The sequence below is a fragment of the Actinomadura rifamycini DSM 43936 genome (assembly GCF_000425065.1).
Classification (GTDB): Bacteria; Actinomycetota; Actinomycetes; order Streptosporangiales; family Streptosporangiaceae; genus Spirillospora; species Spirillospora rifamycini.
In genome coordinates, this window is record NZ_AULB01000026.1 from 1 (window position 1) to 18,142 (window position 18,142).

Genomic DNA, 18,142 nt, shown 5'->3' on the forward strand with positions numbered 1-18,142 from the left:
TCCCGGATGAGCAGGCGTGGCGGTCTGCAGTTGATGTCGCAGGCCGAGGGGATGGAGTTGTTCGAGGCCGCGCTCGGTTCCGGGCGTTCGCTCCTCGTCCCCGCCCGGATCGACCTGCGCAGCGTCCGCGCCGACGCCGCGGCGGGCGGGGCGGTGCCGCACATGCTGCGCGGCCTGGTCCGAGCGGGACGGCAGGCGGCGCACACCGCGACCGCCGACGACGAGCGCGGACGGCTGCCGGAGCGGCTGGCCGGACTGCCGGCCGCCGAACGGGAGAAGGTCCTGCTCGACCTGGTGCGGGCCCAGGTGGCCGCGGTGCTGGGCTACGGCGCGTCCGACCGCATCGACGCGGACCAGGGGCTCTTCGAGCTCGGGTTCGACTCGCTCACCGCCATCGAGCTGCGCAACCGGCTCAACCGGCTCACCGACCGGAAGGTCGTCCCCAACCTCGTCTTCGCCTACCCGACACCGGAGAGCATCGCCGCCTACCTGCACGACCTGGTGCTCGGCGACCACGAAGGCGACCGGGAAGCGGCCCCGGTCGCGGTCTCGGTCTGACCCGAGGAGGAATGACGTGTTCGACGTGGAGGAGTACCTCCGCCGGATCGGCTGCGCCGGCGAGACCGCCGCGGACATCGCGACGCTGCGGAGGCTCCAGCGCAACCACCTGATGGCCGTCCCGTACAACAGCGCCGCCTACGACCTCGCCGACGGCGTCCAGATCGTCGACCTCGACGACGACGAGATCTTCGAGACGAGCATCGTCCAGGGGCGCGGCGGCGCCTGCTACCACCTGAACCGCCTGTTCCACCGGCTGCTGCGCGAGCTCGGCTACGACGTCGCGCTGCTGGCGGGCGTCACCGCCGAGGGCCGGGACAACTTCGGCACCGACATCGAGCACATGTTCAACCGCGTCTTGCTGGACGGCGCCGCATGGCTGACCGACGTCGGCTACCCGGGGCCGACCTACGTGGAGCCGCTGCTGGTCACCGACGCCGTGCAGTCCCAGTACGGGAGCCGGTTCCGGCTGGTCCCGCGCGAGGACGGGACCGCGCTGCAGCGCCGGGGGCCGGCCACGCGGTGGAGCGTCGTCTACACGTTCACGCTCGAACCCCGCCGATGGAGCGACTGGAAGGAACTGGAGGACGACTTCCGGCGGATCGTGGCGGACGCGGGACGCACCGACACCCGGGAGGTCCTGTGCGGCCGGGCCGTCGCGGACGGCCAGGTCTTCCTGCGGCAGCGCCGCTTCCTCACCGTCCGCGACGGCCGCGAGCAGGTGCGCACGATCGTCGACGACGACGAGCACCGGGCGCTGCTGGCCCGCATCCTCTCCGGCGACCTGGACTGAGCACGCGCTCGGTCGCGACCACGAAGGGCAAAGATGGAGAACGAGGATTCTTCGCTCACCAAGTTCGTCGACTTCTACCGCACCGGATACGCGGCGTACTGCCGGCTCGTGTACGCCTTCTACGGGGGCGGCCACGGGGGCGCCCCGGCGCCGGGGACGGCGGGCACCGTGCCCCCGGCCCCGGACGTCCCGGCCTCCCCGAGCGGACGGGACGCCTGGGAGACGGCGACGTGACGGCGACGACGATCCCGGTGCCCCTCGGGGACCGCTCCTACGACGTGCTCGTCGGGCCGGGGGTGCGCGCGTCGCTCGCCGGGGTGGTCCGGGGGCTGGGCGCGAAACGGGCCGTCGTGGTGTCGGCCCGCCCGGCGGAATGGGTGCCCGACACGGGCGTGGAGACCCTGCTGCTGCCCGCCCGGGACGGCGAGCGGGCCAAGACGCTCGCGACGGTGGAGGCGCTGTGCGGCGAGTTCGTGCGGTTCGGGCTCACCCGGTCGGACGTCGTCGTGTCCTGCGGCGGCGGGACGACCACCGACGTCGTCGGGCTGGCGGCCGCGCTGTACCACCGGGGCGTGGCCGTGGTGCACCTGCCCACGTCGCTGCTGGCGCAGGTGGACGCCAGCGTCGGCGGGAAGACGGCGGTGAACCTGCCCGACGGCAAGAACCTCGTCGGGGCGTTCTGGCAGCCCCGCGCGGTGCTGTGCGACACCGACCACCTGTCGACGCTGCCGCGGCGGGAGCTGCTGAACGGGCTCGGCGAGATCGCCCGCTGCCACTTCATCGGCGCGGGCGACCTGCGCGGCCTGCCGCTCGCCGAGCAGATCGCCGCGAGCGTGACGCTGAAGGCGGGCATCGTCGCGGCGGACGAACGCGACGCCGGGGTGCGGCACCTGCTCAACTACGGCCACACCCTCGGCCACGCGCTGGAGGTCGCGACCGGGTTCGGGCTGCGGCACGGCGAGGCGGTCGCGATCGGCACGGTCTTCGCGGGGCGGCTGGCGGGCGCGCTGGGCCGCATCGGCCCGCCCCGGGTGGCCGAGCACCTGGCGGTCGTCCGGCACTACGGCCTGCCGGCCGCGCTGCCCGCCGGCGTCGACCCCGCGGCGCTCGTCCGCCAGATGCGCCGCGACAAGAAGGCGGTCGACGGGCTCGGCTTCGTGCTGGACGGGCCCGCCGGCGCGGAACTCGTGCGGGACGTCCCGGAGGACGCGGTCGTCGACGTCCTCGCCGGCATGCCCCGCGCGCCCCTGGACGAACTGACCGGGCCCGCGGCGACCGGGGCCCCAGCGACCGGCACCCCGGCCACCGACGCCCCCGTGACCGATGCCCCCGTGACCGATGCGGCGCCGGCATGAGGCGGTTCCCGCACCCCCGGCACGCGGGCGGCCCGGTGGACCGGCTGCTGGCGCGGAAGCTGGACGAGGCGCTGGCCCGGCCCGCCGCGCAGCAGCCGGACTGGCCGGACCCGGACCGGGCGGGCGCCGTCCTCGGCGCGCTGCACCGCGCGGACCCGGTCGTGGAGCCGGCCGAGACCGCGCGGCTGTCCGACCGGCTCGCGGCGGTCGCGCGCGGGGACGCGTTCCTGCTCCAGGGCGGCGACTGCGCCGAGACGTTCGCCGACACCACCGCCCCGCACGTGCACGGCAACCTGCGGGTGCTGCACGCGATGGCGGCCGTGCTCGCCGAGGCGTCCGGCCTGCCGGTGGTCAAGGTGGCGCGGATGGCGGGGCAGTACGCCAAGCCCCGCTCCAACGCCGTCGACGGGCGGGGGCTGCCCGTCTACCGCGGCGACATCGTCAACTCCACGGAACCCGCCCTCGCCGCGAGGACGCCCGACCCCGACCGGATGGCCCGCGCCCGCGCGCACGCGGCCGAGGCGATGGCCCTGGTCCGCGGGTTCGGCGCGGGCGCGTCCGACCGCGAGGAGACGTTCGTCAGCCACGAGCTGCTCCTGCTCGACTACGAGCGGACCGTGCTGTGGGTGGACGCCGGCGGCCCGGAGCCCCGGCTGTCGAGCGGGCTGGCGCACGCGCTGTGGATCGGCGAGCGCACCCGCGGCCTCGACGGGGCGCACGTCGCGTTCGCGGAGCTGCTGACCAACCCGATCGGCGTCAAGATCGGCCCGAGCGTGACGCCGGAGGAGGCCGTCGAGTACGTGCGGCGGCTCGACCCGCACCGCACCCCGGGGCGGCTGACGCTGGTGAGCCGGATGGGGCACGCCCTGGTCCGCGACCTGCTCCCGCCGATCGTGGAGAAGGTCAACGCCTCCGGGCACGAGGTGATCTGGCAGTGCGACCCGATGCACGGCAACACCCGCACGTCGGGGAACGGCTACAAGACCCGGGACCTGGCGCACGTGGCCGACGAGTTCGCCGGGTTCGTCGAGGTGCACCGGCGCCTCGGCACCCACCCGGGCGGCCTGCACGTCGAGGTGACGGGCGACGACGTGACCGAATGCCTCGGCGGCCCCGCCGCGATCACCGAGCGGGCGCTGCCCGCCCGCTACCTGACCGCCTGCGACCCGCGGCTCAACGCCGGGCAGTCGCTCGACCTCGCCCGGTCCGCCGCGCGGCTGCTGCGCGCCGGCCGCGGGGACGTCCCGCAGAGGAGGCCGCGATGACGGCGAACCACCCCATCAGCGGCACCACCCGGCTGTACGCCGTGGTGGGCGATCCCGTCGCCCAGGTCCGGTCGCCCGCGCTGCTGAACCCGCTGTTCGCGCGGCTGGGCGTCGACGCGGTGCTGGTCCCGGTGCACGCGCGGCCCGAGCACCTGGAAGAGGTCGTCGGCGGGCTGCGCCGCGCCGGCAACGTCGACGGCATCTTCGTCACGGTGCCGCACAAGGCGGCCGCCGCCGCGCTCGCCGACCGCCGCAGCCGGACGGTCGAGATCACCGGGAGCGCCAACGCGCTCCGGCGGGAGCCCGACGGCGCCTGGTACGCCGAGAACTTCGACGGCCTGGGCTTCGTCGCCGGCCTCACGGGCGCGGGCCACGACCCCGCGGGGGCGCGGGTGGCGCTCGCCGGGGCGGGCGGGGCGGGCAGCGCCATCGCGGCCGCGCTGCTGGCGGCGGGCGCGAAGCGGCTGTCGGTCTGCGACCCGGACGCCGCGAAGCGGGACGCGCTGCGGGCGCGGCTGGACGCGCACTGGCCGGGCCGCACCGCCGTCTCGGCCGAGCCGCTCCTCGACGGGGCCGACATCGCCGTGAACGCCACCCCGCTCGGGCTGCGCGCCGGCGATCCGCTGCCATTCCGGCCCGACCGGCTCCCGCCCGGCGCCGTGGTGGCCGACATCATTATGGAGCCCCGCGAAACACGACTTCTCCGTACGGCGGCGGCACTCGGCCACCGCGTCCATTACGGAATCCATATGCTCGAAGGCCAAGTCGGCTCCTACCGCGCCTTTTACGGCCTCGGGTGAGAGCGACGACTACCAGACCGAGGGATGTGGCCGCACAGCGGCCCGAATATTTTGAGCGGAGAGGCTGATCCACTCAATTCGTGCGAGGTGCGGTTGAGCAGCGAGCCCGTCGTTCCAGTGATTTCCCCACTTTGGACTTGAGCGGAGATTCGGAGAGACATGAACGCACGACAGGCGCCCGAATTCCCCCAATGGCCGCAGTACGACGACGCAGAGCGGGACGGCCTGATCCGTGCGCTGGAGCAGGGCCAGTGGTGGCGCATGGGCGGCAGCGAGGTGGACGCGTTCGAGCACGAGTTCGCCGCGCACCACGGCGCCGCGCACGCGCTGGCGGCCACCACCGGGACGCACGCGCTCGAACTCGCCCTGCAGTGCATGGGCGTCGGGCCGGGCACCGAGGTGATCGTGCCGGCCTTCACCTTCATCTCCTCCTCCCAGGCGGCCCAGCGGCTCGGCGCGGTCGCGGTCCCGGTCGACGTCGACGCCGGCACCTACAACCTCGACCCGGCGGCGGTCTCCGCCGCCCTCACCCCCCGCACCCGCGTGATCATGCCGGTGCACATGGCCGGGCTCATGGCGGACATGGACGCGCTCGGCAAGATCTCCGCCGAGTCCGGGGTGCCGCTGCTGCAGGACGCCGCGCACGCCCACGGCGCGCGCTGGCAGGGGCGGCGCGTCGGCGAGCTCGGCGGCGTCGCGGCGTTCAGCTTCCAGAACGGCAAACTGATGACCGCGGGCGAGGGCGGCGCGGTGCTGTTCCCGGACGGCGACATGTACGAGACGGCGTTCCTGCGCCACAGTTGCGGCCGCCCCCGGGACGACCGCCGCTACTTCCACCGGATCGCGGGCTCCAACCTGCGGATGAACGAGTTCTCGGCGGCGGTGCTGCGGGCCCAGCTGCGCCGCCTCGACGAGCAGATCGCGGTCCGGGACGAGCGCTGGAAGCTGCTGTCCCCGCTGCTCGCGCGGATCGACGGCGTCGTCCCGCAGGCGGACGACGTGCGCGCCGACCGGCACTCGCACTACATGGCGATGTTCCGCGTCCCCGGGATCACCGAGGAGCGGCGCAACGCCCTCGTCGACCGCCTCGTCGCCGCCGGCGTGCCCGCGTTCGCCGCGTTCCGCGCGATCCACCGCACCGAGGCGTTCTGGGAGATCGGGGCGCCCGCGGAGACGCCGGACGCGATCGGGGAGCGCTGCCCCAACACCGAGGCCATCAGCCGCGACTGCGTCTGGCTGCACCACCGCGTCCTGCTGGCGGGGGAGCCGGAGATCCGCGCCGCCGCCGAGATCATCGCCGACCTCGTGGCCTCCGCATGAGCGTCCGGGTGGCGCTGGTCGGGCTCGGCTGGGCGGGGCGGGAGCTGTGGTTCCCCCGGCTGCGCGAGCACGCCGACTTCGAGGTGGTCGCCGCCGTGGACCCCGACCCGGCCGTCCGCGAGGCGTTCCGCGCGGCGACGGGCGTCACCGCGCACCCCGCGGTGGACGCGCTCACCCCGCGGGCGGTCGACCTGGCCGTCGTCGCCGTGCCCAACCATCTGCACGTCGAAGTGGCCGGCGCGCTGCTGGCCGGCGGGATCACCGTCTTCCTGGAGAAGCCGCTGTGCCTCACCCCCGCCGAGGTCGACGTCCTCGCGGTCGCCGAACGCGGCGGCGGGACGCTGCTGGCCGGGAGCGCCGCCCGGTACCGCGCCGACGTCCGGGCGCTGGCGCGGACCCTGCCGGAGCTGGGCGACGTCCGGCACGTCGACCTGGCCTGGGTGCGCGCCCGCGGCGTCCCGCAGGCCGGGGGCTGGTTCACCCGGCGCGACACGGCCGGCGGCGGCGCGCTGCTCGACCTCGGCTGGCACCTGCTCGACACGCTGGCGTACCTGCTCGGCCCGGACCGGTTCGCGCAGGTGGCCGGCGTGACGTCGGACGACTTCGTCAACGCGGCGGAGTGGGGCGCGGCGTGGCGGCGGGACCGGCCCGCCGCCGGCACCGCCGACGTCGAGGACACCGCGCGCGGCTTCCTCGTCCGCGACGACGGCGTCTCGGTGTCGCTGCGGGCGAGCTGGGCCTCGCACCGGGCGCGGGACGTCTCGGTGATCCGGGTCGAGGGCAGCGCGGGCACCGCGGAGCTGCGGTGCACGTTCGGGTTCAGCCCCAACCGGCACCCCGAACCGGCGCTGGCGGTGACCCGCGAGGGCGTCACCGCCCGGCCGGTCCTGCCGGCCGAGGAGATCGGCGCGGAGTACCGGCGGCAGCTGGACGACCTGGTCCCGATGCTCGCGGACCCGGGGCACCGCGGACGGGCCGTCGCCGAGGCCCGGCCCATCGTGGAAATGATCGAGAGCTTCTACGCCTGCGCGCACTCGGCGCGCGCCCGGCGAACCGTGCCCGCCTTCCAGTAGATCCGGAGATGCCCCATGGCAGTCCACCCGGGCGAACGGCCGGGCGCCCTGGCCGAGCCGCTCGACGCGTCCGAGGCGTTCGACGCGCCCGGCGCGCTCGTCGTGTCCGACGTGTTCGCGGAGAACCGGCACGCCGTCGTCTTCGATCTGGACGGGGTGGTGGTCGACAGCTTCGCGGTGATGCGCGAGGCGTTCGCCGTCGCCTACGCCGAGGTCGTCGGCGACGGCCCCGCGCCGTTCGAGGAGTACCGGCGGCACCTGGGCCGCTACTTCCCGGACATCATGCGGATCATGGACCTGCCGCTCGCGATGGAGGAGCCGTTCGTCCGGGAGAGCTACCGGCTCGCCGACCGGGTGACGGTGTTCGACGGGGTCGCCGAGTTGCTGCTGACCCTGCGGGTCCGCGGGCTGCGGCTCGCCGTCGCCACCGGCAAGAGCGGCCCGCGGGCGCGCTCGCTGCTGGACCGGCTCGGCCTGCTCCCGTTCTTCGAGCACGTGATCGGCTCCGACGAGGTCGACCGGCCCAAACCCGCCCCCGACATCGTGGAGCGCGCGCTGAGCCTGCTCGGCGTCCCCGCCGGCCGCGCCGTGATGGTCGGCGACGCGCCGACCGACCTGGCCAGCGCCCAGGGCGCCGGCGTCGCCTCGGCCGCCGCGCTGTGGGCCGGCCCCGACGAGGCCGAACTGCTCGCCGCCGGCCCGGACGCGGTGCTGCGGCGCCCGTCGGACCTGCTGGACCTGTGCCCCGCCGTCCCCGGACGTTGACGCGCGTGGCCCCCTACCTCGGCATCGACGTCGGCGGCACCAAGGTCGCCCTCCGGGCCGAGCCGGACGCCGGGCCCGCCGCGGAGACCGCGTTCGCGTGGGGGCCGCGGCACAGCGCCGACCGGGACCTCGCCCAGCTCACCGAGCACGTGGCGGAGCTGCGGGCGAGGACCGGCACCGCGCCCCGGGCGGTGGGCGTCGCGCTGCCCGCGACGGTCGGCCCGGCGGGCCGGGTCGCCGCCTGGCCCAGCCGTCCGGAATGGACCGGCCTGGACCTGGACGCCGCGTTCCGGCGGCTCTTCCCCGGGACGCGCGTCGGCTGGGCCGACGACGGCGACCTCGGCGCGCTCGCCGAGGCGCGCGCGGCGGGCTGCGGCGACCTGCTCTACATCGGTGTCGGCACCGGGATCGGCGGCGGACTGGTCCTGGACGGCGCGCCGGTGCCCGGACCGGGGCGGGGATCGTTCGAGATCGGGCACGTCACCGTCGACCTGGACGGCGCGCCGTGCGCCTGCGGGCGGCGGGGCTGCCTGCAGGCGGTCGCGTCCGGACCGGCCACGCTGCGCCGCGCGGAGCGGCTGCGAGGCTCGGCCGTCGCGCCCGCGGAACTGCGGGACGCGCTGCGCGCCGAGCGGTCCTGGGCCGTCGCCGCGGTCGACCGGAGCTGCCGGGCGCTGGCCGCGGCGGTCGCGAGCGTGCGGGAACTGGTCCGGCCGGAGCGCGCGGTCATCGGCGGCGGCTTCGCGGCGGGCGTCCCCGCCGCCGTCGACCGGGTCGCCGCGCACCTGGCCCGGACGGCGCGCCCGGGCCACGACCCGCCGCCGGTGGAGCCCGCCCGGCTGGGCGGCCTGTCGTCGCTGCACGGCGCGCTGGCGCTGGCCCGGCTGGTCGCGTCCGAGGAAACGGCGCCGAGAGAACCCTAGGAGCGTGTATGGACATCGCCCCCATGTCGATCGAGGGCGCCTACCGGATCACCCCCGAGCACAAGGGCGACAACCGCGGCCGCTTCTACGAGGCGTTCCGCTGGTCGGCGTTCGAGGAGCGCGTCGGACGGCCGTTCCGGGTGGCGCAGGTGAACTACTCGGTGTCCCGCCGCGGCACCGTGCGGGGCGTGCACGGCACGGTCGTCCCGCCGGGGCAGGAGAAAATCGTGTCGTGCGTGCGGGGCCGCGTGATGGACATCGCGGTCGACCTGCGCGTCGGCTCCCCGACGTTCGGCTGCCACGACGTCGTCCACCAGGAAGAGGGGTCCGGTGTGTCGGTGTACTTCGCCGACGGCATCGGGCACGCCTTCCTCGCGCTGACCGACGACGCGTGCATGAGCTACCTGTGCTCCCGGGAGTACGTGCCCGGCACGATGATCATGATCGATCCGCTGGACCCGGACCTGGCCCTGCCCTGGAAGCTCCCCGGGCCGCCGATCATGTCGGCGAAGGACCGCGCGGCCCCCACGCTCGCCGAGGCCGCGGCGAAGGACATGCTGCCCACCTACGAGGAATGCCGGCGGTACTACGCCGGGAGCACGGCATGACCGGCCTGCGCGTGGGGGTGCTCGGCTGCGGCGACATCGTGTGGCGCCGCATGGCGCCCACCCTCGTCGCCGCCCCCGGCATCGACGTCGTCGCGACGGGCAGCCGCGACCCCGGCAAGGCCCGGCGCTTCGCCGACCGCTTCGGATGCGAGCCGGAGACGTACGAGGGCGTCCTCAAGCGGTCCGACGTGGACGCGGTGTACGTGGCGCTGCCCCCGGCGCTGCACGCCGCCTGGACCGAACGGGCGCTGGCCGCCGGCAAGCACGCGCTGGTGGAGAAGCCGCTGACCCGCACCCGCGCCGAAGCCGCCGCCCTGTTCGCGCGGGCCGCCGAGTCCGGGCTGGTGGTGATGGAGAACTTCATGGCCCTCCACCACTCCCAGCACGGCGCCGTGGCCGCGATGGTCGCGGACGGCGCGATCGGCGAGGTCCGCGGTTTCGCCGCCGCGTTCACCATGCCGCCGCGGCCGCGGGACGACTTCCGCTACCGGCGGGCCATGGGCGACGGCGCGCTGGAGTTCGGCGTCTACCCCCTCCGCACCGCGCTCCACCACCTCGGACCGGACCTCGCCCTCGTGGGCGCCGTCCTCCGCCGGGACGGCACCGTGCAGGCCGGCGACGTGCTGCTGTGCGATGCTCGCGGCGTCCCCGCGCATCTGCGGTTCGGCATGGACCACGCGTACCGCACCTTCTACGAGCTGACCGGGAGCACGGGCAGGCTGACGCTGGACCGGGCGTTCACGCCCCCGCCGAGCCACCGGCCGGTGGTCCGGATCGAACGCCAGGACCGCGTGGAGGAGATCACCCTCCCCGGCGACGACCACTTCGCCAACATCGTCGCGGCCTTCGCCGACGCGGTCCGGGGCCGGGCCGACCTCACCGAATGGACCCGGATGTCGCTCGCACAGGCGGCGCTGGTCGACGAGATCCTCGCGCGGGCGCGGATCGTCGACCTGTGAACCGACACGGATAACGCAGAACGGCTGAACCTACGCGGACGGAGTTCCGACATGCGTGCACTGCTCGTCTCGTACGGGTCGCGCGGAGACGTCCAGCCGCTGGCCGGGCTCGCGCTCCGGCTGCGGGACCTCGGCGTGGAGGCGCGGGTGTGCGCGCCGCCGGACGAGGAGTTCGCCGCGCTGTTCGCCGGCATCGGCGTGCCGCTGGTGCCCTTCGGGCCGTCGGTGCGCGGGCTGGTGACCAGGAAGGGGCCGCCCGCGGACTCGGCCGCCGCGCTCGCGGCGGAGATGGTCGCCGCGCACTTCGGCCCGGTCGCCGCGGCGGCCGAGGGGTGCGACGCGGTCCTTGCGGCCGGGATGCTCCCGGCCGGCGTGCGGTCGGTGGCCGAGAAGCGGGGCGTCCCGTACGTGTACGCGTGCTACCACCCGTTCTCGCTGCCGTCCCCGCACTACCCGCCGCTGCCGCGGGCGGGCCGGCCGCACCCGGCGGGCGCGGCCGACAACCGGTCGCTGTGGGACGCCGACGCCGCGATCATGCACGGGCTGTACGGCGCGCCGCTCAACGCCCACCGGAGCGCCGCCGGCCTCCCGCCGGTGGACGACGTCTGCCGCCACGCCTACACCGACCGGCCGTGGCTGGCCGCCGACCCGGTCCTCGGGCCGTGGGGGGAGCTGCCGGACCCGGACGTCGTGCAGACCGGCGCGTGGGTCCTGCCCGACGACCGGCCGCTCCCGCCCGAGCTCGCCGCCTTCCTGGACGCCGGGACGCCGCCGGTGTACGTGGGCTTCGGCAGCATGCCCATGAGCACCCCGGACGCGACCCGGACGGCCGTCGAGGCGGCCCGCGCGCTCGGCCGCCGCGTCGTCGTCTCCAGCGGCTGGGCCGACCGGGACGGGGTCGCGGCCGGGGACGACTGCCTCGCCGTCGGCGAGACCAACCTCCAGGCCCTGTTCGGCCGGGTGGCCGCCGTCGTCCATCGCGGCGGCGCGGGCACCACGTGGACGGCCGCCCGCGCCGGCGCGCCGCAGGTGGTGGTGCCCCAGCTCACGGACGAGCGGTGGTGGGCCGCGCAGGTGGCCGAGCTGGGCATCGGCGCGGCCGAGGACCCCGCCCCGACCTTCGCGTCCCTGTCGGCCGCGCTCGGGAAGGTCCTGACGCCCGGGACCGCCGCCCGCGCGAAGGCCGCGGCCGACACGGTCCGCACCGACGGGGCCGCGGTCGCCGCGCGGCTGCTCCGCGATCTGATCGGGAACTGATCGGGAACTGACCCGCCCGGCCGGGCGCCGCGCCCGCGCGCCGCCCGGGCCGGGCGGCGCCTCAGCCGGTCGGTGCGGCGGCGCGCAACCGGCCCCGCAGATCGTCCACCAGGTCCGCGGTGGCGGCCGGGCCGCTCGCGGCCCCGAAGACGTGGTAGTCCGGCCGGACGAGCAGGGAGGTCGCGGAGAACCGCGCCAGGTACGGCAGGTAGACGCCGTCCTCGTCCACGACACCCTCGTCCGGCGCGCCCTCGTCCACCGCGTTCCCGTCCGGCGCGCTTCCGGGCGGCAGCAGCCGCACCACGCGGGCGCCCAGGCCGTCGAGGAACGCGCGCCGCTCCGCGTCGAGCACGGTGCGCGGATCGTCCGCCGTCAGCAGGACGAACCCGCGGCCGACCACGTCGTCGAACAACCCGGACGCGCCCCGCCGCCGCACCCGCCCCTGCGGCACGACCTCGCCCGCCGGCGGTTCGGCCGCCGCCGCCCCCGGCCGCCGGTGCAGCAGCCCGGTCGCGAGGGCCTTCGCCGGCTCCGGCCGCGTCGGCGGCTTGCCGCGCCGCCCGGCCAGCACCGTGGCGTCGCGCTCGGCGGCGGCCTCCGCGTCCGTCACGCAGATCACCCGGCCGAGCTGGACCGACGCCAGGATCGCTTCCCTGGCCTGCGCGCGGCGCTCCTCGGCGTAGCTGTCCAGGAGGGACTCGGGGGCCGACCCGCCGAGCGCCAGGTCGAGCTTCCACGCGAGGTTCACCGCGTCCCGGATGCCGGAGCACATGCCCTGCCCGGCGAACGGCGGCATGAGATGCGCCGCGTCGCCCGCCAGCAGCACGTGCCCCACCCGCCACCGCTCGGCCCACCTGGCCTGGAAGATGTAGGTGGTGCTGCGCAGGAGCACGGCGTTGCCGGGGGTGACGTCGAACGGGGCCAGCAGCCGCCACGCCGTCTCCTCCCGGTTCAGCTCGGCCGCGCTCTCGTCCGGCAGCCGCATGAACTCCCAGCGCCGCCGCCCGGGGCCGCTGCCGACCAGGGTCGTGGGCCGGGCCGGGTCGCAGATCTGCACGTTCGTGGGGACGAACTCGCGCGGTTCGCGGAGCTCGACGTCGCACAGCAGCCACTCGTAGGAGAACCCGAGGTCGGTCACCGGCACGTCGAGGCGGTCGCGCACGAAGCTGTTGGCGCCGTCGCACCCGACGACCCACCGCGCGGTCAGGGTCCGCGCGGCGCCGTCCGCGCCGGCGACGGCGACCTCGACGTGCGGGTCGCCGTCGGCGATGTCCACCACCTCGTGCCCGCGCAACACGGTGACCTCGGGGAGGGCGTCCGCCCTGGCCGCGATCAGCTCCTCCAGCGCCGGCTGGTGCATCGTGTTGGCGTCCGGCCAGCCGTACGGACCGGCCGTTGTGAACGCGATGTCCAGCAGCGCCTCGCCGGCGGCGCTCTGCCACTGGTAGCCGCCGGCGGGTTCGGTGATGCGGCCGAGGTCCGGGCCGATCCCGGTCGCGGCCAGCAGCCGGGCGGTCTCCCCGTCGAAACTGGTCGCCCTGGGCAGCCGGTACGGCCGGGGGCGGCGTTCGAGCACCGCCACCCGCCACCCGCGCCGCCCGAGCAGCACCGACAGGGTGGCGCCGACCGGCCCGTTGCCCACGATGATGACGTCCGCGTCCGTCAAGAAAACCTCACAGGTCCGCGTTTATCGGCAGGCCGAGTTCTGCCCCGGGAAAATGCCGGAGCATTTCCGGAGTGCACGTGGCAGTCCGGCGCCATGCTAGGCAGAACGCGGGGCCGCGACATCCCCCAGCCTTATAGGGGCCTGATAGGGGCCTGTCTATCGGCCGTCCCGGAACTACCCACGCTGGTGATGGCTCCGGCGCCCCGCATCGGCAGACTTGGGGAAAACCCGGTCGCGTGGGGAGCAATTCGTGACACGAGCTGGAATATGGCGTGCGCTGGCACCCACCGAGAAACCCCATGCCGGGAGAGAGGCGTACATCGGGTACGCGGTGCGCGTCACCGGCCGTCTGGATCCGGACGCCCTGGGGACGGCGTACGCGGCGGTGCGCCGCGCCCATCCGCAGCTCGCGGCCCGGCTGGAGGCCGGCGGCGCCGGTCCCGTCTTCGCCGCGTCCGACGCCCCGCCGGAGATCCGGGTCCACGACGGGGACCTCGACCGCCCGCTGTCGGGCGCCGCACCGGACCAGACCCGCGCGCTGAGCGCCCTCAACGTCGTCCGCGACGGCGACGACGCGAGCGTGTGCCTGCTGACCCACCACGCCATCGCCGACGCCGACCACTCCCTCGCGCTGCTCGCGACGCTGTGGTCCTGCTACACCGACGCCGTCCGCGGAGCGCCCGTCGAGGTGCCCCGCCGCCCGTTCCCCCGGCCGCTCGAAGAGCTGCTGGCCGAGCGCGGCGTCCACGCGGACGCCCCCGCCGCCGCGGCCGCCCCCTCCGCCCCCTCCGGGCCGGTGGTTCCCGAGCGTCCCCCCGCGGTCGTCCGGCACGTGGTCCGGCACAGCCTGACGGAGGCCGAGTCGGCGGCGCTCGTCGACCTCGGCCACCGCGAAGGCGTCACGGTCAACGGCCTGCTGTCGGGCGCGCTGCTCGTCGTCGAGGCCGAGGTCCGCGACCTGCCGCTGCCGGAGCTGCTGCTCCGGTACACGGTGAACCTGCGCGACCGCCTCACCCCGCGGATCGGCGCCACCGAGGGCACCAACGTGCTCGGCGGCGCCGGGTTCGCGGTCGCGGACGGGACCAAGCCCGAGCCCGTCGCGATCGGCCGGGCCGTCGGCGCGGGGCTGCGCGCGGGCCTGGCGGACGGCTCCGTCCAGCGCAGCCTCCTGGACCTGGTCGCCCGGGCCGCCGGGAACGCCCGCCCCTGGGAGCCGGGCCGCGCCCCCGCCGTGGTCAGCGTCCAGAACTGGGGGCAGGCGCCGCCCCTGCGCACCCCCGACGGGCTGCGGCCGACCGATCTCCGCTCCGCCTCCAGCATCAGGGAGGCGTCGGCGATGGGCGGCTACGTGGTGAGCACGTTCCGCGGCCGCATCGGCATCGACCTGGCGTGGCCCGAAGGCGACCCGGAACTGCCGGAGCGCCTCGACCGGCTGCGCGAGCAGCTCGGCCGCCTGACGCGGCGGCCGTGACCGCCGCGACCGGCACGTTCCCGCTCGGCTCGCCGCACGGCTCACGGAGGATCGCATGAAGGTCGTCATACTCGCCGGGCTGACCCCGTCGACGTTCTTCGGCCACGTCGCGCTGGGCACGGCGCTGCGCGACGCGGGGCACCAGGTGATGGTGACCGCGTCCAGCGACGACGTGATGCCGAGCATCGCCGCGGCGGGGCTGCCCGCGCTGCCGGTGATGGAGCCGGGCATGACCCGGGAGCGGATCGTGGCCGGCGCCGGGCTGGACGGGGTGCCCGCGGACCCGGCCGAACGCGAGCGGACGGCGGGCCGGTGGCTCGCGGTCATCGACACCGCGCCCCTGCCGGCGCTGCTCGACTTCGCCGCGCGCTGGCGCCCGGACGTGGTGATCGGCGGCATGCAGGCGTACGGCGCCGGGCTGCTGGCGGCCCGGCTGGGCGTCCCCTACGTGCGCCAGGCATGGGACATCCACGACCCGCGGCTGTTCGACGCCGGGGCGGCCGAGCAGCTGGCCGGCGAGCTGGCCGAGCTGGGGCTGGAGGGGCTGCCCGCCCCCGACATGCTGATCGACTTCACCCCGCCGAGCCTGCGCCCCCGGGGCGCGCCGCCCGCGCAGAAGATGCGCTGGATCCCGGGCAACTCCCAGTGCCGCCTGGAGCGGTGGATGTACACGCGGGGCGCCGGGACCCGGATCGGCGTGACCATCGGCACGACCGTGGCCGACTACGACCAGTACGACTACCTGCAAGCGATCGTCGCCGACCTCGCGGCCCTGGACGCCGAGGTCGCGGTGGCGGTGCCCGAGGAGGCCGCCCCCGGGACGCGGGAGCGGCTGCCCGGCGCCCACGTGGGCTGGATCCCCCTGGACGTCCTGGCACCGACCTGCGACGTCCTGGTGCACCAGTCCGGCGGCAACACGATGCTGACCGCGCTGAGCGCCGGGACGCCCCAGGTCCTGATCCCCGACCCGGGGCAGTTCCGCCAGGTGGAGATGGCGCGCCGCGTCGCCGAGGCCGGTGCCGGGGTCGTCGTCCCGGCCGAGGAGGCCACCGGCGAGGCCGTCGCGAAGGCGTGCCGGCAGGTCGTCGGCGACCCGGGGTACGCGGCGGCCGCGGCCGGGCTGCGCCGGGAGATCGAGGCGCTGCCGCTGCCGTCCGAGGTGGTGCGGCGCATCGAGGGGCTCGTCCGGCGGCGGGACTGAGACGCCTGGGGGGAAACTCTGTGGTGACGAACGAGGCAACGGGTGTGTCGCAGCTGCTGGCGACGCGGTGGCAGATCCCCCCGATGCCCTACAGCCGCGCGCGCGGATCCTGGGTGCACGCCGCCGACGGGCGGCGCTACCTCGACGCGAGCAGCGGAGCCATCAACGTGAACATCGGCCACACGCATCCGGTGGTCGTCGAGGCGATGCGGGACCAGGCGGGCGTCTGCACCTACGCCGGCCCGGGAACGTACCCCTCCGGAGACATGGAGGAGCTGGCCGCCGCCACGGCGAGCGCGGTGCACCGCCCGGACGATCGCGTCGTGTTCACCCCGACCGGGACGCACGCCACCGAGGCGGCCATCGCCCTCGCCCGGCTGGCGCAGCGGGCCCGGGGCGAGACGGGCCGCCACAAGATCCTCACCGCCTCGCTGGGGTACCACGGCAACAGCGCGTTCGTCCTGGCCCTGTCCGGGCACCGCAACCGCCGGCCGCACGAGGACGACGGCTTCGGCCTCGGCCCCGCGTTCGACCCGCCCTACCCCGGCCACCATTCAGGCTGCCCCTACGGCGCCTGCCGCACCGAATGCGCCCAGGACGTCCGCGACGCCATCCTCAAAGCCGGTCCCGAGAGCGTGGCGGCGGTGCTGATGGAGCCGGTCAACGGCACCACCGGCGGCGGGTACGTCCCCCCGGCCGGATACCTGCGCGAACTCCGCCGCATCTGCGACGACCACGGCGTCCTGCTCATCCACGACGAAGTCCTCACCGGCCTGGGCCGCACCGGCCTCCCGCTGGCGTCGCACCACACCCCCGGCGCCGCACCCGACATCGTCACCCTGGCCAAGGGGCTGGGCGCCGGCTACCTCCCCCTGGCCGCCACCCTGATCGGACCGAGCCTGGCCGACGACATCCTGACCGGCGGCACCCGGCCGCCCCTCGCGGGCACCATGTCGGCCACCCCGCTGCAAGGACGCGTCGGCCTGGCCGTCCTGTCCGTCCTCCGGGACATCGGCGCCCTCGACCCCGCCCGGCCGCGCGGCGCCGCCCTCGGCCGGATCGTCGCCGACGCCACCCGCGGGGTGCCGGCCGTCACGGACGTCCGCGGCCGCGGCTACTTCTACGGCATCGAACTGGCCCCCGGCACCGTCCGCGACCTCCTCCGCACCACCCGCGAGCACGGCCTCCTGCTGTACCCGTTCGTGGGGTTCCACCGGGACGGCGGCGGCGAAGGGCTGCTGGTGGCGCCGCCGCTGAACGCCACCGACGCCGAACTGGACTTCCTTGGCGAGCGGCTGCGCGCGGCGCTGCTCCGCCACCGGCACGACGTCACCGGCCGCCCTCGCGGACGCCGATGAACAGGCCGCGGCCGTTCGGGCCGCCCGGGAGGTACTCCACCGCGCAGCCCGCGTCGGTGAACGCGGCGGCGTACTCCCGCTCCTCGAACAGCGCGAGGGTCTCGTACTCGGTGAACTCGCGGATCCCGGTCGGCTCGGCCACGGTGTAGCGCACCGTCATCCGGCTCAACCGGCCGTCCCGGACGGTGTGCGACAGCCTGCTGACCGCGCGGCCGTCCTCCTGCGCGAGCGCCGCGGACACGAAGCCCTCGACGAACCTCTCCGGGAACCACCACGGCTCGACGACGAGCACGCCGCCCGGCGCCAGGTGCCGCGCCATCGAGGCCACGGTGCCGCACAACTCCGCGACGGTGCGCACGTAGGCCAGCGAGAAGCACAGGCACACGACCGCGTCGAAGCCGGTCCGGAGGTCGAAGTCCCGCATGTCCGCGGTGTGCAGCGGGACGTCGGGCAGCTTGCGCCGGGCGATCTCCCGCATGGCCGCCGACAGCTCCAGCCCCTCCGTGCGGCCGAACTCGGCGCCGAACCGGACGAGGTGCTCGCCCGTCCCGCACGCGACGTCCAGCAGCGAGTCCGCCTCCGGGTTCCGCGCGCGGATCAGCTTCGCGTACTCGTCCGCCTCGGCCGCCCAGTCGCGGCCGCGGGCGGCGTGGATGAAGTCGTAGATCTCGGCGTGTGCCGCGCTGTACACCGCCGGCGCGCTCTGCGAAACAGCGATCATCATGCCTTCCTCGGCTCGGGGAACGGCGGCCGGGCGCGCCGGCCCGAGG

18 protein-coding genes are annotated in these 18,142 nt (G+C 75.7%); 16 read left to right on the forward strand and 2 right to left on the reverse strand.

Going from position 1 to position 18,142, the window contains the following annotated elements:
- The 13 genes from H505_RS0123985 to H505_RS0124045 all read left to right on the forward strand — a co-directional run.
- Nucleotides 1–558 (forward strand): acyl carrier protein (locus H505_RS0123985; protein WP_157433107.1); only part of this gene is annotated, 558 nt, incomplete at its 5' end.
- Nucleotides 559–574: 16 nt separating this feature from the next.
- Entirely contained in the window at nt 575–1,351 is a 777-nt protein-coding gene (locus H505_RS0123990; protein WP_084550721.1) for an arylamine N-acetyltransferase, read from the forward strand.
- 33 nt (nt 1,352–1,384) lie between these two features.
- The gene (locus tag H505_RS0123995; RefSeq protein WP_026404008.1) at nt 1,385–1,585 is read left to right on the forward strand and encodes a hypothetical protein; all 201 of its coding nucleotides are present in this window, start codon (nt 1,385–1,387) and stop codon (nt 1,583–1,585) included.
- Nucleotides 1,582–2,706, forward strand: a complete 1,125-nt coding sequence (locus tag H505_RS44025; protein ID WP_157433108.1) for a 3-dehydroquinate synthase family protein — start codon at nt 1,582–1,584, stop codon at nt 2,704–2,706. Before H505_RS0123995 ends, H505_RS44025 begins: the two co-directional genes overlap by 4 nt.
- Nucleotides 2,703–3,971, forward strand: a complete 1,269-nt coding sequence (locus H505_RS44030) for a 3-deoxy-7-phosphoheptulonate synthase (protein WP_051301101.1) — start codon at nt 2,703–2,705, stop codon at nt 3,969–3,971. Before H505_RS44025 ends, H505_RS44030 begins: the two co-directional genes overlap by 4 nt.
- Entirely contained in the window at nt 3,968–4,771 is an 804-nt protein-coding gene (locus H505_RS0124010) for a shikimate dehydrogenase family protein (protein ID WP_026404009.1), read from the forward strand. The genes H505_RS44030 and H505_RS0124010 overlap by 4 nt, the downstream gene beginning before the upstream one ends.
- 159 nt (nt 4,772–4,930) lie before the next feature.
- On the forward strand, nt 4,931–6,091 hold the full coding sequence (rifK, locus tag H505_RS0124015; protein ID WP_026404010.1) for a 3-amino-5-hydroxybenzoate synthase: 1,161 nt from the start codon (nt 4,931–4,933) through the stop codon (nt 6,089–6,091).
- The gene (locus H505_RS0124020) at nt 6,088–7,164 is read left to right on the forward strand and encodes a Gfo/Idh/MocA family protein (RefSeq protein WP_026404011.1); all 1,077 of its coding nucleotides are present in this window, start codon (nt 6,088–6,090) and stop codon (nt 7,162–7,164) included. The genes rifK and H505_RS0124020 overlap by 4 nt, the downstream gene beginning before the upstream one ends.
- 15 nt (nt 7,165–7,179) lie before the next feature.
- A complete protein-coding gene (locus H505_RS0124025; RefSeq protein WP_084550723.1) occupies nt 7,180–7,929 on the forward strand; it encodes an HAD-IA family hydrolase in 750 nt (249 codons plus the stop codon).
- A gap of 5 nt (nt 7,930–7,934) precedes the next feature.
- Nucleotides 7,935–8,852, forward strand: coding sequence for an ROK family protein (locus tag H505_RS0124030; protein WP_034519596.1), 918 nt, complete (start codon nt 7,935–7,937; stop codon nt 8,850–8,852).
- A gap of 8 nt (nt 8,853–8,860) precedes the next feature.
- Nucleotides 8,861–9,460, forward strand: a complete 600-nt coding sequence (locus H505_RS0124035) for a dTDP-4-dehydrorhamnose 3,5-epimerase family protein (RefSeq protein WP_026404014.1) — start codon at nt 8,861–8,863, stop codon at nt 9,458–9,460.
- Nucleotides 9,457–10,419, forward strand: a complete 963-nt coding sequence (locus tag H505_RS0124040) for a Gfo/Idh/MocA family protein (RefSeq protein WP_026404015.1) — start codon at nt 9,457–9,459, stop codon at nt 10,417–10,419. Before H505_RS0124035 ends, H505_RS0124040 begins: the two co-directional genes overlap by 4 nt.
- A 51-nt stretch (nt 10,420–10,470) precedes the next feature.
- Complete coding sequence (locus H505_RS0124045) at nt 10,471–11,676, forward strand: glycosyltransferase (protein WP_026404016.1); 1,206 nt, start codon at nt 10,471–10,473, stop codon at nt 11,674–11,676.
- A 61-nt stretch (nt 11,677–11,737) separates the two neighbouring features.
- Here the strand turns inward: H505_RS0124045 and mhpA are convergent, their stop codons facing one another.
- Nucleotides 11,738–13,342 carry a bifunctional 3-(3-hydroxy-phenyl)propionate/3-hydroxycinnamic acid hydroxylase MhpA gene (mhpA, locus tag H505_RS0124050; RefSeq protein WP_026404017.1) on the reverse strand — a complete coding sequence of 535 codons (1,605 nt, stop codon included), beginning with the start codon at nt 13,340–13,342 and terminating at the stop codon, nt 11,738–11,740.
- A 250-nt stretch (nt 13,343–13,592) separates the two neighbouring features.
- Between mhpA and H505_RS0124055 the strand changes: the two genes are divergently transcribed.
- From H505_RS0124055 to H505_RS44035, 3 genes are read left to right on the forward strand one after another with little or no spacing between them, the layout of a single operon-like run.
- The gene (locus tag H505_RS0124055; protein WP_026404018.1) at nt 13,593–14,813 is read left to right on the forward strand and encodes a phthiocerol/phthiodiolone dimycocerosyl transferase family protein; all 1,221 of its coding nucleotides are present in this window, start codon (nt 13,593–13,595) and stop codon (nt 14,811–14,813) included.
- A 55-nt stretch (nt 14,814–14,868) separates the two neighbouring features.
- Entirely contained in the window at nt 14,869–16,014 is a 1,146-nt protein-coding gene (locus H505_RS0124060) for a glycosyltransferase (protein WP_084550726.1), read from the forward strand.
- 23 nt (nt 16,015–16,037) lie between these two features.
- Entirely contained in the window at nt 16,038–17,372 is a 1,335-nt protein-coding gene (locus tag H505_RS44035; protein ID WP_211238545.1) for an aminotransferase family protein, read from the forward strand.
- Here H505_RS44035 and H505_RS0124070 read toward each other — a convergent pair.
- Nucleotides 17,344–18,096 carry a class I SAM-dependent DNA methyltransferase gene (locus tag H505_RS0124070; RefSeq protein WP_245592620.1) on the reverse strand — a complete coding sequence of 251 codons (753 nt, stop codon included), beginning with the start codon at nt 18,094–18,096 and terminating at the stop codon, nt 17,344–17,346. The two genes, H505_RS44035 and H505_RS0124070, sit on opposite strands and share 29 nt — an antisense overlap.
- Nucleotides 18,097–18,142 lie beyond the last annotated feature (46 nt).